This window comes from Nocardia sp. NPDC057272 (assembly GCF_042668615.1).
In the GTDB taxonomy this organism is placed as follows: domain Bacteria; phylum Actinomycetota; class Actinomycetes; order Mycobacteriales; family Mycobacteriaceae; genus Nocardia.
Genome location: NZ_JBHUYK010000051.1, coordinates 1 through 17844, shown reverse-complemented (window position 1 = coordinate 17844; position 17844 = coordinate 1). Strand labels below are relative to the sequence as shown.

14 protein-coding genes and 2 pseudogenes are annotated in these 17844 nt (G+C 57.8%); 13 read left to right on the top strand and 3 right to left on the bottom strand.

Going from position 1 to position 17844, the window contains the following annotated elements; genetic code table 11:
- From ACFULV_RS34345 to ACFULV_RS34310, 8 genes are all read left to right on the top strand, one after another.
- Window positions 1–1026: thioesterase domain-containing protein (locus ACFULV_RS34345; protein ID WP_378664183.1), on the top strand; the 1026-nt coding region annotated here is incomplete at its 5' end.
- Between the two features lie 95 nt (window positions 1027–1121).
- Window positions 1122–2387: a lysine N(6)-hydroxylase/L-ornithine N(5)-oxygenase family protein gene (locus tag ACFULV_RS34340; protein ID WP_378664180.1), complete on the top strand. Its 1266-nt coding sequence runs from the start codon at window positions 1122–1124 to the stop codon at window positions 2385–2387.
- A 36-nt stretch (window positions 2388–2423) separates the two neighbouring features.
- Entirely contained in the window at window positions 2424–3062 is a 639-nt protein-coding gene (locus ACFULV_RS34335; RefSeq protein WP_378664177.1) for an FMN-binding negative transcriptional regulator, read from the top strand.
- Window positions 3063–3099: 37 nt separating this feature from the next.
- Window positions 3100–3363, top strand: a complete 264-nt coding sequence (locus tag ACFULV_RS34330) for an acyl carrier protein (RefSeq protein ID WP_378664174.1) — start codon at window positions 3100–3102, stop codon at window positions 3361–3363.
- 128 nt (window positions 3364–3491) lie between these two features.
- The gene (locus ACFULV_RS34325) at window positions 3492–4586 is read left to right on the top strand and encodes an acyl-CoA dehydrogenase family protein (protein WP_378664171.1); all 1095 of its coding nucleotides are present in this window, start codon (window positions 3492–3494) and stop codon (window positions 4584–4586) included.
- Between the two features lie 33 nt (window positions 4587–4619).
- Window positions 4620–6278: a fatty acyl-AMP ligase gene (locus ACFULV_RS34320; protein WP_378664168.1), complete on the top strand. Its 1659-nt coding sequence runs from the start codon at window positions 4620–4622 to the stop codon at window positions 6276–6278.
- 129 nt (window positions 6279–6407) lie between these two features.
- A complete protein-coding gene (locus ACFULV_RS34315; RefSeq protein WP_378664165.1) occupies window positions 6408–7970 on the top strand; it encodes a phenylalanine aminomutase (D-beta-phenylalanine forming) in 1563 nt (520 codons plus the stop codon).
- A 424-nt stretch (window positions 7971–8394) separates the two neighbouring features.
- Window positions 8395–8772 (top strand): FAD-dependent monooxygenase, encoded by a 378-nt coding sequence (locus ACFULV_RS34310; RefSeq protein WP_378664162.1) that lies wholly within the window; start codon window positions 8395–8397, stop codon window positions 8770–8772.
- Between the two features lie 314 nt (window positions 8773–9086).
- On the opposite strand, the pseudogene ACFULV_RS34305 reads toward ACFULV_RS34310, so the two are convergent.
- Window positions 9087–9658 (bottom strand): annotated as a pseudogene (locus tag ACFULV_RS34305) (transposase).
- Between the two features lie 472 nt (window positions 9659–10130).
- Here ACFULV_RS34305 and ACFULV_RS34300 point away from each other — a divergent pair.
- The 4 genes and pseudogenes from ACFULV_RS34300 (at window position 10131) to ACFULV_RS34285 (ending at window position 15226) form a co-directional block, all read left to right on the top strand.
- Window positions 10131–10706: a hypothetical protein gene (locus ACFULV_RS34300; protein ID WP_378664159.1), complete on the top strand. Its 576-nt coding sequence runs from the start codon at window positions 10131–10133 to the stop codon at window positions 10704–10706.
- Entirely contained in the window at window positions 10703–11272 is a 570-nt protein-coding gene (locus ACFULV_RS34295) for a hypothetical protein (RefSeq protein ID WP_378664156.1), read from the top strand. Before ACFULV_RS34300 ends, ACFULV_RS34295 begins: the two co-directional genes overlap by 4 nt.
- 2262 nt (window positions 11273–13534) lie before the next feature.
- A pseudogene (locus ACFULV_RS34290) lies at window positions 13535–13706 on the top strand (CoA transferase); the annotation flags it as partial.
- 353 nt (window positions 13707–14059) lie between these two features.
- On the top strand, window positions 14060–15226 hold the full coding sequence (locus ACFULV_RS34285) for a LysM peptidoglycan-binding domain-containing protein (protein ID WP_378664154.1): 1167 nt from the start codon (window positions 14060–14062) through the stop codon (window positions 15224–15226).
- 54 nt (window positions 15227–15280) lie between these two features.
- Here the strand turns inward: ACFULV_RS34285 and ACFULV_RS34280 are convergent, their stop codons facing one another.
- Window positions 15281–15442, bottom strand: coding sequence for a hypothetical protein (locus ACFULV_RS34280; RefSeq protein ID WP_378664151.1), 162 nt, complete (start codon window positions 15440–15442; stop codon window positions 15281–15283).
- 524 nt (window positions 15443–15966) lie between these two features.
- Window positions 15967–16920, bottom strand: a complete 954-nt coding sequence (locus ACFULV_RS34275) for an aldo/keto reductase (protein WP_378664148.1) — start codon at window positions 16918–16920, stop codon at window positions 15967–15969.
- On the opposite strand from ACFULV_RS34275, the gene ACFULV_RS34270 reads away from it, so the two are divergent.
- A complete protein-coding gene (locus tag ACFULV_RS34270; protein ID WP_378664145.1) occupies window positions 16912–17619 on the top strand; it encodes a TetR family transcriptional regulator in 708 nt (235 codons plus the stop codon). The two genes, ACFULV_RS34275 and ACFULV_RS34270, sit on opposite strands and share 9 nt — an antisense overlap.
- Window positions 17620–17844 lie beyond the last annotated feature (225 nt).

Here is a 17844-nt window from a genome sequence, read left to right as displayed (position 1 = left end):
TCGACGCCGGTCGAGGAAAAACTGGCCGCGATCTATGCGCAGGTGTTGGGTTTGGAGCGCGTCGGTGTCGACGACTCGTTCTTCGACCTCGGCGGCAATTCACTCCTCGCCATGCAACTTGTCGCTGCAATACACGATCGCTTTGACGCAGAGATGCCAGTATCCGCTCTCTTTACGGCGCCCACAGTAGCCGACTTCGCAAATATTTTGTGCGATGGTAATTCGCAAGGAAGACTGGAATCATTAGAAATTCTACAGCGAGGAAAAGGGGCACCGCTATTTTGTGTGCACCCCGCAGGGGGAGTTAGCTGGCCGTACAGAGCCCTCGCTCAGGAATTGGACTGCTCGGTAGTTGGACTGCAAGACGTTATCGGACTAAATGGGTCTCCTCCAAAGTCTTTGCGTCAAATGGCCGAGAGGCATGTCGATCAGATCTGTTCTACTGAACTGGTGGGACCGCCAAGTATTCTCGGTTGGTCATTCGGAGGAACACTGGCTCATGCGATCGCAATCGAAATGCGCCGACGCGGCCTTGAAATTGGAGCTCTCATTATCCTTGATGCCTTGCCCAATCTGAACAAGCCTTTGCCGCACGCGTCTTCGCTGGATTGGGCACTAAGTAATGTACTCAGAATGATTCTGAGACCCGTCGCTCAGGACCTTATGCTGGAGCGAAAGATGCTCACGTATGCAATGGCACAGGAAATTGCAAATTCTGCAAAACCAAAATTTCCATTACCACCCGAGTGGCTGTGCGAACATATGTCCGCCGCATTCGATCGCAACACAAAGCTGCTGTCCGATCACCAAGCAGATGTATTCGAAGGGAGTCTGACTCTAATCACCGCAGGCGGAAGCCCAAAGAAAACGACTCTTGCCAACGAATGGAGTCCGTACGTCACCGGGCCGATAGTCGAATACGACATCGATAGCCGACATGAAGACATGCTCGACCCCCAATCGATTTCAAAGTACGTGCCAATTCTCAGGCGAATCCTCACGGAGCGTGAGAGGGAATCTGCTTAGACACTTCTCGTTTTGCATATATCAGGTATCGAAAAGATCCGATCGGACGGCAGACCCAATATGAATCAAACTACTATCTCATAGAAAGATGTCGCATGGCAACAGAGTCCATTGTAGATATTCTCGGAATCGGATTTGGGCCAGCCAATATGTCATTGGCAGCCACGGTCATTGAACATAACCAGGGTCGAGGTCCCGAGTCAGGGCTTACCCAATTGTATCTTGAACGGAAACCGAATTTTAGCTGGCACAGCGGGATGCTGATCGAAGGGGCAACTATGCAAATTCCCTTCATCAAAGATCTTGCCACAATGCGAAATCCTGCAAGTAAATATACATTCTTATCGTATCTTCATAGCAAAGGCCGAATGCACGACTTCATAAATCAGAAAACGTTGTATCCTTCGCGTTTGGAGTTCCATGACTATTTGGAATGGGTCGCATCAGCGCTCGATCAAGTGGTTACTTATGACAGCGAAGTATTCAATGTGCGGCCCGTCCCGGGCACGGATTACGTCGAGGTGCTAGCGAGATCTGGCGAGTCGACCAATGTGTACCGTGCGAGAAATGTAGTGATTGGCGCGGGGCTGGTACCACTAGTCCCTACAGGATTCCTAGTCTCCGACCGTGCTTGGCATTCGTCTGATCTATTGCACCGGGTTGGCAACGTTAATGACCCCAAGAGAGTAGCAGTCATCGGAGCAGGACAGAGTGCCGCTGAGGTTGTCGGCTACCTGCACGAGCGATTCCCGCAAGCAGAGGTCCTGTCGATATTTGGTCGGTACGGTTATAGCGCCTCAGATGATACACCATTCGCAAACAGAATGTTCGATCCCAGCGCTGTCGATGTCTTTTTCGGTGCACCGCAGGAGGTTAGTCAACGGCTTCTCGGATATCATTCAAATACCAACTATTCGGTAGTAGACAGTGATCTCATAGATGAACTATATCGCAGACACTACGGCGAAAAACTCCGCGGGAAGGAACGGCTAAGGATCCTGAATATGACGACAGTTGAAAGGGTCGATCTACAGGAGGCTGGTGCATTAATAACAGTGCAATACCTACCGACTGGCGACGAAGAGAAGATCGACATTGATCTCGCCATTTATGCCACAGGGTACAAATCTGCAAACATCGGAGAAATTCTGGGCGACACCCTGCTAATGTGCAATCTGGGCGCAAACGGGGAATTGTTAATGTCGCGAAGTAGACGCATTTGCACGGAGGTCTCCGTGAGGGCCGGCTTGTATGTCCAAGGCGGGCCTGATGATTCATTTGGAATTTCGTCCGGGCTACTGTCGAATGTCGCTACACGATCAAGTGAAATACTTCAATCAATTCTTGACGGGGACAATTAGGAAGTATCGCGTCGCTCCGAAAGGCTATATATGTTTGTGCCGCAGATCTACGAAGACGCTCCGCTCGAAATGGTTCTGGAAATAATATCTGCTTATCCGATGGCGCTATTGGCTACCAATGGCGAGCGCCGTCCAGACATTACTCGTCTTCCAGTCGTAATTCCAGGACCGGTGGAGAACCGCAGGATTGAGGAACTAACTCTGTACGGACATATGAATGCGAAGAACCCTCATTGGAACACTCTGTCGGACCGGCCAGAAGCTACATTGGTATTCAATGGACCAGATGGATACGTATCCCCACAAGCGTATGAGAGAGATGTCGCTGCTCCCACTTGGAACTTCGTCTCTGTGCATCTGCATGGGTGTGTAACTAAGATTGCAGATTCGAAAGAAGTGCTGCAGATAGTTCAGAACACTGCAATTCAGTACGAGGGCCTCCACGGTTCAGGATGGGATCCGTCGGATTCCACGGAATACTTCAAGAGCATACTATCCGGGGTTCGCGCCTTCAGGTTCAATGTAGATGCAATTGAAGTAATGTTCAAACTGAGTCAAGAGCAGCGACCGCGTGATCGGCAGAACGTAATCGATACATTCTGCGGGGGCGGAAGAGGTGCGAACACTGATATTGGTCAATTCATGCACAGATTCTACACCAGATCGGCGCAGTGAATCTAAAGATCTACTACTAAAGGTGAAGGGGTGTGCAATGCACGCGTCAACTGAAACAACACTACGTGAAATATTCAAGATTGATTTGGAGATTTCGAACGATCGCGTTCATCTCGATTCGCGACTAGAAGGTGACTTGGGATTCGACTCAGTCTCATTTACGATAGGCCTAGTTGCGATTGAGGAAAGATTCGGCGTGTTGCTGTCCGAGGAAGACTTCTTCGGCTGCGAGACCGTTGAGCACGTAGTGGCTATGATCGATCGTGCTCGCATCGCCGAAAAGGCGGTGGATGAAGAATAATGACTACCGCTTCATTGAGCTCAACTCCGGTCGACTATAATGAATTTCTCACGCTACTTGACCGAGCGTTCGATAATATGCACCAGATAGTCGAAGATGCGGAACGCAGTCAACGGTTCCCTCGGTCGTTGATCGAGACTCTGGGCAGTCATCAAGTATTCTCTGGAAAGTGGGCTGGCCAGAGAAACCCTCTTCTACCCCACACCGTTGCCCTCGGTGAGAGACTCGGAAAGCTAGGCTCGACCAGTATTTCAGTCGGGGTAAGTCTGCACGACGCGGCGATTTCCATCATTCAGAGGTTTGGCCAGAATGAATTTCTTAGAGGAGTGGCCGCGGAGGCGATAGCAGGAAGCGCGGTATTGTGTATCGGCGCCACAGAGACAGGTGGGGGCTCAGATCTTCAGAATTCGCAGTCAACAGCAGAACAAGAAGGACGCGGATATCGGCTAAGAGGCCACAAGAAGTTCGTTTCGCTATCTCCGCTCGCCGACTACGTCCTGTTGCCTGTCCGCGGTGTCGGTGATCAGACGAAGAGCCCAGGCGGGTTAGCGTTATTTGTTGTGCCAATGAAGAGTGTAACAGTTCATGCTGTCTTAGACAGAGCGGGTGCCGGCTGCCTCGACACTGCACCGATAACTTTCGATACATGGGTACCTGAAGAGATGATGTTGGCGCGTCCAGGAGCTGGTTTGGCGGCCATAAGCTGGGGGCTTGCACTGGAGCGGCTATCTATTTCGAGTCAAATTGTTGGTACATGCGACCTGGCAATTGGTGTCACGGTGGCGCGCATGACGGCGCGAGAACAGTTTGGTGCAAAGCTGTTAGACCATCAGATCCTACGGTTGAGGATGGCTGATCTCAAGTCTCGCGTTGATGTCCTTCGATGGGGTCTTCGAGGTTATGTCCATGAAGAGGGCATCCTCAACATACGAACAGCTGCGGCGTTCAAAGTTTCCGCTGCACGACTAGGAAATGAGGTCATATCCGAATGTATGCACATTTTCGGCGGTACTGGGTACTTGCAGAACGAGGCACCACTGGAACGTTGGTGGCGAGATATGAAACTCGCACGAATTGGAGGCGGCACAGATGAGGTCTTGTGGGAGCTCGTTGCGGCATCCCTCGTTCCTGACCATGAAAACTATGAACGCATGATAAACGAATGGAGCCCTGATAATGATGACATTTCCGTCACAGATTCTCTGAATTCACGTATTCGTTAGTGCTGGCTGAATCCGAACGGGGAAGCATCGACGATGAGTACTTTCACATCAGAAATGTTCAAAATTACTTCCACCACGGGGAAGTCTCTGACCTGTGGAGAGCCGGTAAGTCCAATTTCAACTCCATGGACAGAAATAAACCACCACGCGGCGTGTGTAGCAGGTTCGCTTTCAAATAGTGGAATCGAGCCCGGTAGTCATGTAGCCGTTCTGAGCGATAATCCGCAAGATGTTGCGGTGCTAGTACAGGCGGTATGGATGCGCGCCGCATCGCTAACGATGCTACACCAGCCAATCCCTCGCACCGACCGTCGCCAGTGGGTTGTAGAAACGCTGACAACTTTGCGGATGATTGATGCGAGCGTAGTGATCGTTTCCGAGTCATATTATGATGTGGTTCCGGAGTTGCTCAAACATGAAATTATAGTTTTCAAAATCTCATCGCTATACGGCGGGCCGCCGGTCGCACCTATTAATACAGAGGAGGATGCGACGGCGCTACTTCAGCTTACATCTGGATCAACCGGTTCAGCAAAAGCTGTCGTTGTTTCTTTTAGTAGCCTTGAGCACAACTGCCAGGCTATGTTGGGAAAGACCGCAAAAGTCAGCAGAGATGTCGACGTGATGGTAAGCTGGCTACCATTGTCTCATGACATGGGATTCTTGGGTTGGCTTGTGTATCCTATGCGGTTCGGTTTAGAGACGGTTTGCACGACACCGAATTCGTTTGTCAGATCTCCGATACTGTGGGCTGAGCTAATCTCGAAATATCGCGGCACGATTACTGCAGCCCCCAATTTTGCTTACTCACTATTGGCGCGCAGGCTTCGCCTAGCCCCCGACAATTCTCTTGATCTCTCAACTTTGCGGTGGGGAGTCAACGGTGCTGAACCGATCGATCCCGCGTCTCTGGCAAAATTTCTTGAGGCAGGTAAACGCTTTGGACTTTCGGAGGACGCTGTCGTTCCTGCCTATGGAATGGCAGAGGCTACCCTGGCGGTGTCCTTCTCAAGCGGGAAATTTAAGACAGATATAGTCGATGCAAATAGCCTAGAGGTCCATCGTGTAGCACAGGCGCCTGCTACCTCAGAGAGGGAAACTCGCACCCTGGTTAAGCTCGGGAACCCTATACCTGGCATCGAGGTACAGGTAGTGAATGAATCGAGAGATCCGCTTGCGGCCCGTAGAGTTGGTGAGTTGGAGCTCCGCGGGGAATCAATTACAGAAGCTTTCGTAACGTGCGCAGGACGGTTGCGAGCGACCAGTCAGGACGGATGGCTACCGACGGGCGACCTCGGCTACTTAACAGAGGAAGGTGAAGTGGTCGTATGTGGTCGGATTAAGGACATAATTATCGTCGCTGGTCGAAATATTATGCCGACAGAGATTGAGCGAGCTGCCGGCCGTGTAGAAGGTGTTCGGTCTGGTAATGCGGTCGCAGTAGGTATTCCTTCCTTAGGCGGACGTGAGGCTTTCGCTGTTGTTGTGGAATCGGATCTACATGACAATCCAGATTGCCGCCTGCGGATCGCACGCCAGGTAGCCGAGGGAGTCCACGCAGCGGTCGGTGTTAGCCCGCGTTTCGTAGATGTGGTGGCAAGGGGGGCAATCCCAAAAACTCCGTCGGGTAAGCATCGCCGTTCCATCATTGCGGGGGATTTGGCGAACCGTGCTGCGATCACTGAGAGCTGAGATATTTCCAGGTAAGGAATATTTCGGTAACCTAGCCAATGTTAGTGCTCATCTTTGACATTTCGACGCTCCTGGATTTGTATCTGATTTTCGGAGCTAGAAGTACGTCTATGAACGGGGATAAATTAAATGGCTTTTACAATCGATGTAGACCAGTGGGTAAGCATACGCGAACTGGAGAAGGCTGCAGACCGGGGCGATATGGTAGTGCTTTCGCCGGAGGTTTGGAGCAAGGTACGTCGCTCCAGGGAGACCCTTGACAAATTTGTGAGTAGCGGTCGCGTGATTTACGGCGTAAATACTAGCATGGGTGGATTCGTAGACTGGCTCGTGCCAGTTTCTATGGCTCAAGAGCTGCAGGAGAATCTTATCAACGCTGTTGCAACTAACGTTGGTGCGTACTTAGATGACCGGACCGTCCGTGCCATTATGCTTGCCCGTATTGTGTCGTTAGCCCGGGGAAACTCGGCAATTTCGGAGCAGAATCTTTCGGCGTTGATTCAGGTTTACAACTCGGGGATCGTTCCCTGTGTTCCAGAAAAGGGCTCCCTCGGCACTAGTGGGGACCTCGGACCGCTGGCCGCCATTGCACTGGTGTGTATCGGTCAATGGAAAGCTAAATTCGATGGTAGGATCATGCCGGCCGCCGATGCGTTGGCGCAGGCGGGCGTTGACTCTATGAAGCTAAGTTTCAAAGAAGGACTTGCTCTGATCAATGGCACGTCGGGTATGGTCGGCCTGGGGATTCTCGTCCTTGTGCAGGCCAGGCGACTATTTGATACCTATATCACAGTTTCTGCGCTTTCGATTGAGGGTCTACGCGGTATGCGGAAGCCTTTTGATCCCAGGGTGCATGAGTTGAAACCGCATCATGGCCAGCGTGTTGTCGCCCGTCGTTTGTGGAATATTCTTCAAGAGTCATCTCTCGCAATCAGCGACGAAGTTACGGAGGAAGCTCTGGCAGGCGAGATGGAGGATTTCGCTAAGCCGGGCTCGATGCCAATTGAGGACGCGTATTCGATTAGGTGTACGCCACAGATTCTTGGTCCAGTATTAGACAGTATGGCGCGTGTCGAGGAGGTTCTGGAGGCTGAGCTGAACTCTTCTAACGACAACCCCTTGGTAGTTCCCGAGGAGGATGATGTATTCCATAATGGGCATTTTCATGGACAGTATGTGGCTATGGCGATGGATCACCTGGTAATCTGTTTGGTGACATTGACTAACCTAGCGAATCGGCGAGTTGACAGACTGCTGGATAAGAGCAACAGTAACGGCCTGCCGGCCTTCCTCTGTCAGGAAAATCCTGGATTGCGGCTAGGTCTGATGGGCGGTCAATTCATGACGGCGTCGCTCACCGCTGAGAATCGTTCAATGGCGATGCCCATGTCCATCCAGTCACTTACGAGTACCGGCGATTTCCAAGATATAGTCTCTTTTGGGTTTGTGGCGGCGAGGAAGGCTCGTGAGACGCTGGTCAACTCTGCCTATGTTGTTTCGTTCGAACTTTTAGCTGCCTGTCAAGCAGTTGATATTCGCGGTTCGGCGGGACTCTCGCCTGAAACTCGAGTTCTTTACGATCGTGTGCGTACGTTGGTGCCATATCTCGATAGAGACATTACAATGACGGACTACATGGAGAGTCTCTGTTCTGAGCTGCTTTTGAATACTAGGCTATCTGTGCGAGGTTGACAGAATCTACCGTCGACATCGTTGGCTGCCAACTTTCGCATGCAGTACAGCGGTGGTGTGGCCGAGCGCACCGAACGACCGCGATCGGGTCGGACCGCCCCGACCGCCGTATTCGCGCTACACAGCGAAAGCCTGCCAGTCACAGTGGCGCAACTGAGGAATAGCCGAGGTCTTTCGTACCAACCAGACGGTGGTGAGAATCTTCATAATGCGCCGCGCGCGCTCGTGGATGGTGTGGGTGGTATTCCGGTACCTGCACGTCAGGTCTACACTGTGAACGCCAACCATTAGTTTGTATCAAGCCTGTGCGCGGCCGATTACCCAATCACGTACGCCCCGAACTGGTTACTGGCCAGCTCGGGGCGTACGGCGTACGGCGTTGTGCGGCTGGGCAGACCCATCGGGCGGGCACGAATAGGAATTGGTGGACCTGCTGGTCGACACCGGTGTGTCAGACTGGGTGCGCCGCGTCGGCTATCAGCACGAGGGCATCGAGCTGGCTTTCAGCAACAGCCCCCGGATAGATTGCCAGGGCCTGGTCGGCGCCGCGACTGGGCTCTATCCGCAGACCGACGTCTTCATCAGCCTTGCCGATGCTCGCCGACACGACGACGGCGACATCCGGTTCGGTGTCACCGACGTCGCTGTCGACGACCTGACTACGAACTCTCTGGCACTGCGGTTCACCGACAGCGACGGAACCGGCCACGAGATCCGGCGTTTCCTTGTCGGTGCCGACGGCTCGCGTAGCCTACGCCACCGTGAAGTACCCAGTCGACCGGCGCAGTCAGTTCTTCCGTAGGTACCTCTTCTCCTGGTTCGGGGTCTCGTCGAAGAGCCGCCGAGCGTGCGGGAGCTGATCCACAACCATCGCCGCGCGGTTTCGCGTTGAGCGGTCATCATACGAAAGCGTTGTAGCGCATGTACTTCCAGTGGCGAGGGATCTGCGGGGATCGGTGCCTCGTCGTCGATTGGCATCTGCGCGATCGTGGCCCTCCATTGACGGCTCACCCGGCAGGGCTACAGCTCGGAGCCGGATGCGACGCGGCCACCTTAAGGGATGTCCCGTAAGTCCGGCTCAGTGACGGTGACGGTGACCGGTCCACCTGCGAAGAATCAGTAGGCGTGCGCGAGGTTGGCCAGAGTCGCCACCCCGGCCATCGCAACACCCACCCCGTCACCGCGTAGACGGCAGTCGCGCAGGATCTTCCAGGTCTTCATCCGGGCGAACGCATGCTCGACGCGAGCACGGACCCTGCGGTGGGACTTGTTGTCGGCTTGTTTCCACTGCGGCAGCTCAACACCAGGTGACCGGCGGTGCCGGATGATCAAACCAGTGCCCTGGTAGCCGCCATCAGCGACACCACCGCGTTGCGGCAAGCGTGGGCGGCTCCGGACTCGGTCCAGGCTCGGCAGTCGTTGCGGTTGCCCGGCAACGGTGTGCCGAGCACGACGACGAGCTCGGTGTCGACGTCGATCACGACTTGATGGTTGGTCGAGTACCGGTAATTCATACTCTGAGCGGCGATCTGGTGATCACGGGTCGGGACCAGAGTCCCGTCCATGATCAACACCGCACCACGCGGGAACCGGGCGCGGGGCCGCAGCGCCAACGCCGGTCCAAGGTCTTCGATCACTCGGGCCGCGGCCGACTTCGATACCGCGAGCACCGCCGCGAGCTGCCGCATCGTGAGGTTGGTTCGCCAGTAGGTGGCCACCAACAACACCCGGTCTTCGAAACACAACCCCCAAGTCCGGCCCCGCAACGGCCGATCAGCCCCCTCGCGCCGCAACTGCGTGATCAGGCGAGCGAACGTGCGTGGGCCGCAGCCCGGAGAACAACTCCACCATCACCGGGTCAGGCACCGAGATCACCACCGGCGACACGGTACCCGTTGCTGCTCAACGACTTACGGGACATCCCTTAGCCGGGAGATACGACACATAGTCCCTCGGGCCGAGTGCGCTGAGCTTGGTATCGTTGCCCCAGTGTCGCTTTCGAGCGCGCTGGCAGCTCGGGCCGTGTCACTGCCCGAGCCGTATAGCCGACGCGCATTGGCCTTCCACGTGATAGGGAGCCTGTATTGAGGAGAATGCATGCTATCGTCCAGAAGTCGTCAGACCCGACACTCAGAAGCCGTCGCGAGGACCACGCCACTCATGGGTAGCTACACCGTTGTTATCTTCCCTGACAATGCGAACAGCAAGGGGGATAGTAGTGATGTCCCTCGGCTGACGATCCGGGTCGACGCCGCCGAGCCGGATATGCGCGTTGTCGGCATCGCTATCAAAACGACTGCTCCCGGAGGGCTGACATCCGAGGAGGTGCTCGGCGTCGATATCGCGGCGATCGTGAAAGCTATGGCTTGTCGGTTCCTGCCCGCTGCTTATTCAGCGGTAGTATCGACAGGGTCGTTGTCATCGGCGCTCATACGACAGCAGGGACAGATGGCGCTTCGTGAAGCAAGCGCAACTCGTGCTGTCGATCCAGTTCCGGCACCACACATTGCGCAGACGGATAAAGGAAGGGCCTACCGGAAGATGCCTGACATCGGTGAGCTCCGCGCGACATACGAACGGCTGGGCACGGTCACCGCTGTCGCCAAACACTACGGGGTCCCTCGGCACACGGCCCAGGGCTGGATGGGTCGGCTACGTAAACTCGACCATCTCGGCGAACCGGCGCTACGAACAAGCACTAGACCGTCATCTCGAACGGACATCGGTGAGCAATGACAGACAGCTACACGATCACGATCACCAACACTCGATCTGGTGTCGCGGTCGCCACTGCAACAGTCGAGATCGGCGACGCCGGTGTGCGGCTGGCCGAGGTAGGCACCGAAATCGACGGCGAGTACTTAGTTCCTGAAGTCCTCGCTACCTTCGACTTCCCGTTCCTCGTGCGCACCGCGAACATGTTGTCGGGCGCGTCCGCACAGGACGAACGAGTGTCCGAGCCGGATCCTCCTCTTGAGGAAAACGAGACCAAGTCACAAGAGATGCCCAGCGAGCCGTCGGCACCGCCAGCGGACGGCCGAGGCGTGACCCTCGCGGATACGGGCTCATCCGAGCGATTGCCGGCAGATCGTGAACGCGCAATGTCCAAACGTGATCAACGAGCGGGAGCGCCATCGGATTTCGGTGTCACCTACTGGCGTTTGGGTAGCACAGCCAAAGTGGCTAAGCACTACGATGTCCCCCATCGTATCGCGCAAGACTGGATCAAATCCCTTCAGCAACAAGGAAAGCTCGCCAGCCCCTGGCCCTCGAAAACTTCACGCTCACTACGACCGAAGTGACGCAGTGCCGACGTCGCTTGCGAGCTCCGCGCCCTCAGGTTCCGATGTCGTCATCAGCGTTCGTCTCCTTTCAGGAGATAACTCATGGGGCGATTCAACGGGTGAGGTGAGTGCCGTTCCATCGATGGCGCAGACAAGCTTCGTCACCCACCTCCGCACGCGTTAAAGGTGCCCCAGGCTCGGCATTGATGCTGCGTTAGACGCTCCATCGGGTGTCCTCTCGTGCGCTGGCGCCGTCACTCGTTGTGAATGAGTGAGTTGGACCACGTCGCGTCCGAACAGCAATGCCACCGGGAACACGGTGCTGGCCGACAACTCCGTGGACTTCATCGGGTCGTCAACACGACGGGCATCTTACGCAGCAGCAGCACGTCACCCGATATGGCGCTGCAGCAGAATTACCTGACCGCGATCTTTGAGACAGCCTCCGCGCGATTCCCGAGGTTGCGCAACGACGGCCGCTGCTGCGGCCGTGTTCATGGTGGCAATCGGAGCGGTCATCCGATCGATAACCGCGGCCCTTCGCGTGCATGGAAGCGCCTGGCGGAGGCTTCTGCGTCGGCCAGCACAGCCTGCGCGCTGGGAACGCATCTGAGCGCTCGCCGTCCGAGGAATCAGCCAGCTGCCACGCAGAGGATCGCCAGCGTTGGAAGCTGTGGGCAGCGCCCCGCAGAAACTCCACACTTTGACCGGAATCAATGCGAATTCACGCGAATCGTTGAGAAGTGTCGTTTCGTGAAAGAGCCTGGTACTGAGCCCTATTGGGTCATTATGGGTAGCGTCTGGAAAACTGGAACGCGCGCCAGGTGGTCGCAGGTTCAAATCCTGTCAGCCCGACAGTAGAAACCCTCTCTGACCTGGGTCGGAGGGGGTTTTTCTGTATCCGGAAACTTGACGTGTTTTGCCCGATATACACACTTATTGCACATTAATTGCTCCAGCCAGCGTGGGTCGCGGGCCTGGTGAATCTGGATCGACGTCCATTGCTGCCACCTCGGAGGCGGCGAGGAGCGGGCGTGGGGGAGTGCCAGTAGGGCCAACTTGGGTCGCCCTGCCCGAGCAGGCATACCTCGGTAGATCGGGTAGTTACAGGTATTGGCTTGTGAGCTCGGCAGTGTCTGGTGCTGCTCGCTGTAATGGCGATCTGACGGCCACACCTCGGCATCGATGCGGTCGGCGAACTCAGACTTCTTGGCGACTCTCGCGAACACCGATATTGGCAGCCCGCTACAGCCGTTGCCTCAGCGCTTCTCCGCCCCTGCTCGCCGCCGAACGCCGCAGCCTGAGCGAGGTTCATCCCGTGGCAGTCGGCGATCTATGCTCGGTACTGAGTTGATCCGAGGGAAGCCAGGGTGGCTGGTTGCGGAGGCGTGGGGGTGCCTGAAAGTGTTGGAGCTGTCGGTGTCTGGTGGTGGAGGTTGGGTCGAAAGTGAATGTAAATTGCGTGTTCGACGTGCAAACATGCAGGTGAATTAGTGTGATCCCCGCGCGAGCGGGAATGAGTCTGCGGGCGCGACCATGACGAGCACAGCGACGACGTGCCCCGCGCGCGCGAGCAGCGGGTGTGCCGTCCTCGGCCCACTGAGACGGCCGAGGTGTCAACATTGAATTCCCGAAGATTCGAGCGAGTCGTCTGGTGGACAGCCGTGGCCTCATAGGTGCCGCTTGTGTCTGTCGAGTCTGCCGAGGCGGGGTCGCTGTAGTAGGAAGGATCGACATCCGCCGCGGCTCTGTTGCCCTCATTGGCGGCTCGTATCCGCCTAGGTCAGTCGCTGGCCAACGTGGCGCGCCTGAGCTGAAACGCGGTCATTCGCATACTTATTCACTTCTGCTAAGCGGGCCGACTTGTTAGCGAATCTGGGCATGGAGCCGACTGGGCCCGTCGGGCGTGCAATATAGTGCAATAGTGCAGCCCAATGTTGCCTATCCGTGCGTACGGCTGCGTGCTCGCGATGAAGGGCAAAGCTCCTGGTAGATGCCGATATTTCGAGGCGGGTGCAGGTTTCGGCCGCCTGGTGTCTGCCGGTTCGAAACCAGCTTGTGCACCGGTTTCGGTGGCATCTGATCGCATGGGCACGCCGACCACGGGCGCGTAGGGATCTCGTCGACGTTGAACGACTCCGGTCACGATCGCTACCCGGCCGATTTGTCGATTCTGGAGTCTGTGCTTGCCTATGAGTGAACATCAGAGATGCACCAGCTCGTGATCGGCAAGGTGGTGACAGGCGAGGCAGCGTTCCGGTCAGCGCGTCGGCGGGAAGTATGTCCTTGGACGGGCTGCTGATCGCGGACTTCGGCCGGGTGCTCGCCGGGCCGAACGCCGCAATGCTGCTTAGCCGATCTCGGTGCCGACGTCATCAAGATCGAGCGCGCCGGAGTCGGGGACGATACCCGACAGTGGTGGCCACCTCGGGTGGGCTCGCGAACTCGATGGCCCGGCCCGGCTCCCGCCGTAGGATCGCGTGCTGGGTGCCGGGCAGACCGCGCAAGCCATGCTTGGCCCAAGCCCAGAGGAAGGTCCGGAGCCCAGAGGAAGGTCCGATCCTCGGCGAAGGCCCAATCGGAAGGGTTCGATGCCGATCCCCCTGATCGGGAATGTGCGGCAGAAGACCCCACTGGCGATCGCCGTGCCGCGGCTGTCTCCCCGCAGGGCCCGGCTACTTGCCGTGGCCCCGTCCGACCACGACGGTGTCGATATCGGCGCAATTTTCGAGTACTCCACCACTCGGGCCAGTTCTGCGTGGTAATGGAATCGTCGATGCTGATCCCGAGGACGAGAGGTCGATCATGGCTATCCGCTACACGGTTGCTGCACGTGACACCATGTCGGCACTGGCCAGCCGCTTCTACGGCGATTCGTCGCTGTATCGGGTGATCGCGATCGCAAACCGGATCGCCGACTCGAACGTGATCAGGATCGGTCAGGTGCTCATCGTTCCCGGGCTCACCGCCACCCACACAGTGGTCGTAGGCGACACACTGTCCGGTCTGGCCGAGCGGTTCTACGGCGACCGCGCGCGGTTTCCGCTGATCGCGGCCGCCAACAAGCTCGCCGACCCGAACATGATCACCGTCGGGCAGACCCTGATCATCCCCGACCTGACCCTCGCCAAGCACACACTGTTCTGTGTGCCCGGCACGTGGGAAGCCGTCGCCGCCGCCAACGCCAATCCGGGCGGAATCAGCCCGTCGGACCCCATCGGTATGCTGACCGGCATCACCAACGCCCTCGACCCGCAATGGTTCGACATCGAATACGTGAACTATCCCGCCAGTTTCGGACCCGTCCCCGGCGGCGGCGACGCCCTGCTCGACGCTCTGGGCCGACCGTCCTACCGCGCCTCCCGCGACATGGGCATCGCCGAACTGACCAGACTGATCAACGCGCACGCCGGGTCGTTCGGCCTGCTCGGCTACAGCCAGGGCGGGGCAGTGGTCTCGCTGGTCGGTCGCGACATCGTGTCCGGTTCACTGCAGGGCCGACGCGGCGACTGTCACTGGGTACACGCCCTCGCCTCACCGCATCGCGGGTTGGGCCGTACCTTCCATCTCGGCAATTCCCTCGCCTACCAAGGCATCTCGGGCGACAACATCACCGAAACCCACCCCATCGACTGGTTCGACTACTGCCTGCCCGGAGACATCTACGGCAATGCCAACATCGCGGGCACCTACTTGAAACAGGCCTACGACATCGCCACCGAATTCACCCTCACCGACCCGGTCGCCATGATCACCGGGATCGCCGAACACCTTGTCGACTGGGTGAACTCAGGAATTCTGGGACCGATCGACCCCGCCCGCCTGCTCGCCACCGCAGTGGACCTCAACAACTTCCTGCGCGACTTCCCCCACGACAAATACGGAATCTGGGACATCATTCCCGACCGCACCGCACTCGCCCACTCGGCCGCTCACCTCAACTACTGGGGACCCCGCATCGCACCGGCCTGACAGCGCACGGCTGTCGGCCGCCAGCCTCTAGGTCATGTCTCCCAATAGCTTCAGTCATTCGACCGTGAGAGCCATGACGATCCCGGCCCGGTAAGTGCAGGCCAGTTTGTCGTAACGAGTCGCGACCCCACGCCAGTGTTTGGCCTTGTTGAACGCCCGCTCGACCACATTGCGCCCCTTGTAAGCATCCGAGTCGAAGCGAAATTCAGCAACCACTCCGTGAAAGTGACTGGCGTTGAACAACTCGGGACGTTCACCGGCTGCCCTGAGATGTGGTCGACCTCAAGCTGCGACCGCACATTCTGCGGTGGAGCGATGAAATCAGGGTGCGCTATATAGAGTCAAGAGCGCCGGCGGCGGCGCGTGCGCGCCGCCGCCGCGCAAACGCCGCGCGACGGTCTTGCTCGTGCCTCACCGCCCGGCGCGGCGGCGAGTCAGCGACGAGCACGCGCTGAGGGTGGTGGTATCGCGACCGGTGGCCGCGTGGCCCTGTCCCGGGTTGGCGTGCATTGTGATCCCGCGCCCCTCACACCTCAAGGGCGCATTCGCGTCAGCTTCGCTGATGGACAAGTCCACCCTTGACCTGTGAGCCTCTACGCGTGAACGGCAGGCCGTATCGGGCAGGCGGTGAGCCAGCCCCGAGGTGTGCACCCCAACCCAGAACAGGGCCAATGCCGGTCAGCGGGAACGCTCGATATGCGGCATTTCAGTGTGTTGTCCTGCTCAGGGCAGCTGTCCCTCTACAGCCATGGCGAGGGGGTGCCACGGCCGCCGTGCCCGCCGGCGGGAGCGATGGCGGCGATACGCGCGAGGTCCTCGGTGGTGAGTGTGATGTCGCTTGCTGCGACGTTCTGAGCGACGCGGACAGGGTTGCGTGAGCCTGGAATCGGGACGATGTAGTCGCGTTGCGTGAGAATCCAGGCGAGCGCCAGCTGCGAGACGGTGATGCCTTTGGCGGTGGCGAGTTCGGTGAGCTGACCGATGATGTGCGCGTTGGCATCGTAGTTGTCGGCGTTCCACCAGGGCATGAGGGTACGGAAGTCGGTCCGATCGTAGTCGCGGGCCGGTTTCGCTGTGCCGGTGAGGAATCCGCGCGCCAGCGGGGAGTAGGCGACGAACCCGATGCCGAGCTCTTCCAGGAGCGGGAACAGGGGTTCGGCGTCCGGGGCAAAGATCGAGTACTCGGTTTGCAGCGCCGAGATCGGGTGCACGGCATGGGCTTTGCGGATGACCTCGGGCGTCGCTTCCGACAGGCCGAGGTATTTCACCTTGCCGGCGTCGACGAATTCGGCCATCGTGGCGACGACGTCCTCGATCGGCACGGCAGGGTCGACTCGGTGCTGATAGAGCAGGTCGATGTTATCGACTCCCAGGTTGCGCAGGCTGGTCTCGACCACCTCGCGGATATGCGCGGGGCGCGAGTCGGTGCCGAAGCGGGGGGTGAACCCGAACTTGGTGGCGATCACCACCTCGTGGCGAAACGGTGCCACCGCGCGGCCGAGTAGTTTCTCCCCTTCTCCCCAGCCGTACATCTCGGCGGTGTCGAAGAAGGTCACGCCGAGGTCGTGCGCACGGCGGATCGCGGCAACGGATTCAGTGTCATCGCTGGCTCCGTAACCGACCACGGTGCCCATCGATCCGTAACCCATCGCCGAGACGGTCAGTCCCTGCGTTCCCAATGTCCTGTGCTGCATGAATCATGCCTTCCCCAGAGTCAAACCGAACTGTTTGGTTTGACGCTACGCCCGGCGGTCGGCCTGGTCAAACCAAACAGTTCGGTTTGGTATGGTGGTAGCATGTCGCTCTCGTCTCGTACTGATTCGTCCCGTGACCGCATCGTCGAAGCGGCCACGGCCGAATTCGCGCGGCACGGGATCGCCGGTGCGCGCATCGAGCGGATCGCGAAGTCTGCCAGGACCAGCAAGGAGCGGGTCTACGCCTACTTTCGTAGCAAAGAACAGCTCTACGGATTCATCGCCGCCCGCGAACTCGACGAGATCGTCGAAGCGACGCAGATGGACCCCGCCGATCTGCCCGGCTACGCCGGACGAGTCCACGACTACTTCGTCGCCAACCCCGCAAAACTACGTCTGATGCGTTGGGGGCAGCTTGAATTCGCTGGCACCGGCTCCGATGATTTCGCTCGGGACACGGTCGGTCGCAAGGCGGAAAAACTTCGCCGCGCGCAGCAGGAAGGACTGCTCGATCCCTCGTGGGACCCGCTCGACATCGTCGTGTTCGTCAACCAGCTGGCGATGGCCTGGGCTGAGCAACCTGGCCTGACGTCTAGCGAAAGTGGTGCGCGTGATCAGTTCTTGGCAGATCGTCGAGCAGCTATCGTCGCCGCGGTCGAGCGGCTGTTCTCCCGCAGTCATCCCGCAGACGAACTGTGAATGAGCACAGGCGGGTAATGATCTGCCGCACCTAGGGCAGCTCGACTGCCTCTCATCGGCAGATGCGGACGTTCGTGACCGCACGATAGGCGGCACTACAGTGCGTCCGAAGATGCCTCAGAGCGCTTGCGCGGCATAGATTCCCGCCGTCGCGATAGCCACCCCGCCCAGGGCGAAGCGCAGTCCTCGTTCGGGTAGTCGAGGTTGCAGGTGCGCGCCGAGATA

What these genes read in the sequence shown, in the direction of transcription:
- ACFULV_RS34320 (WP_378664168.1), top strand. Translation starts at nt 4,620, where the DNA reads ATGAGTACTTTCACATCAGAAATGTTCAAAATTACTTCCACCACGGGG.
- ACFULV_RS34340 (WP_378664180.1), top strand. Translation starts at nt 1,122, where the DNA reads ATGGCAACAGAGTCCATTGTAGATATTCTCGGAATCGGATTTGGGCCA.
- ACFULV_RS34300 (WP_378664159.1), top strand. Translation starts at nt 10,131, where the DNA reads ATGGGTAGCTACACCGTTGTTATCTTCCCTGACAATGCGAACAGCAAG.
- ACFULV_RS34315 (WP_378664165.1), top strand. Translation starts at nt 6,408, where the DNA reads ATGGCTTTTACAATCGATGTAGACCAGTGGGTAAGCATACGCGAACTG.
- ACFULV_RS34275 (WP_378664148.1), bottom strand. Translation starts at nt 16,920, where the DNA reads ATGCAGCACAGGACATTGGGAACGCAGGGACTGACCGTCTCGGCGATG.
- ACFULV_RS34330 (WP_378664174.1), top strand. Translation starts at nt 3,100, where the DNA reads ATGCACGCGTCAACTGAAACAACACTACGTGAAATATTCAAGATTGAT.
- ACFULV_RS34285 (WP_378664154.1), top strand. Translation starts at nt 14,060, where the DNA reads ATGGCTATCCGCTACACGGTTGCTGCACGTGACACCATGTCGGCACTG.
- ACFULV_RS34295 (WP_378664156.1), top strand. Translation starts at nt 10,703, where the DNA reads ATGACAGACAGCTACACGATCACGATCACCAACACTCGATCTGGTGTC.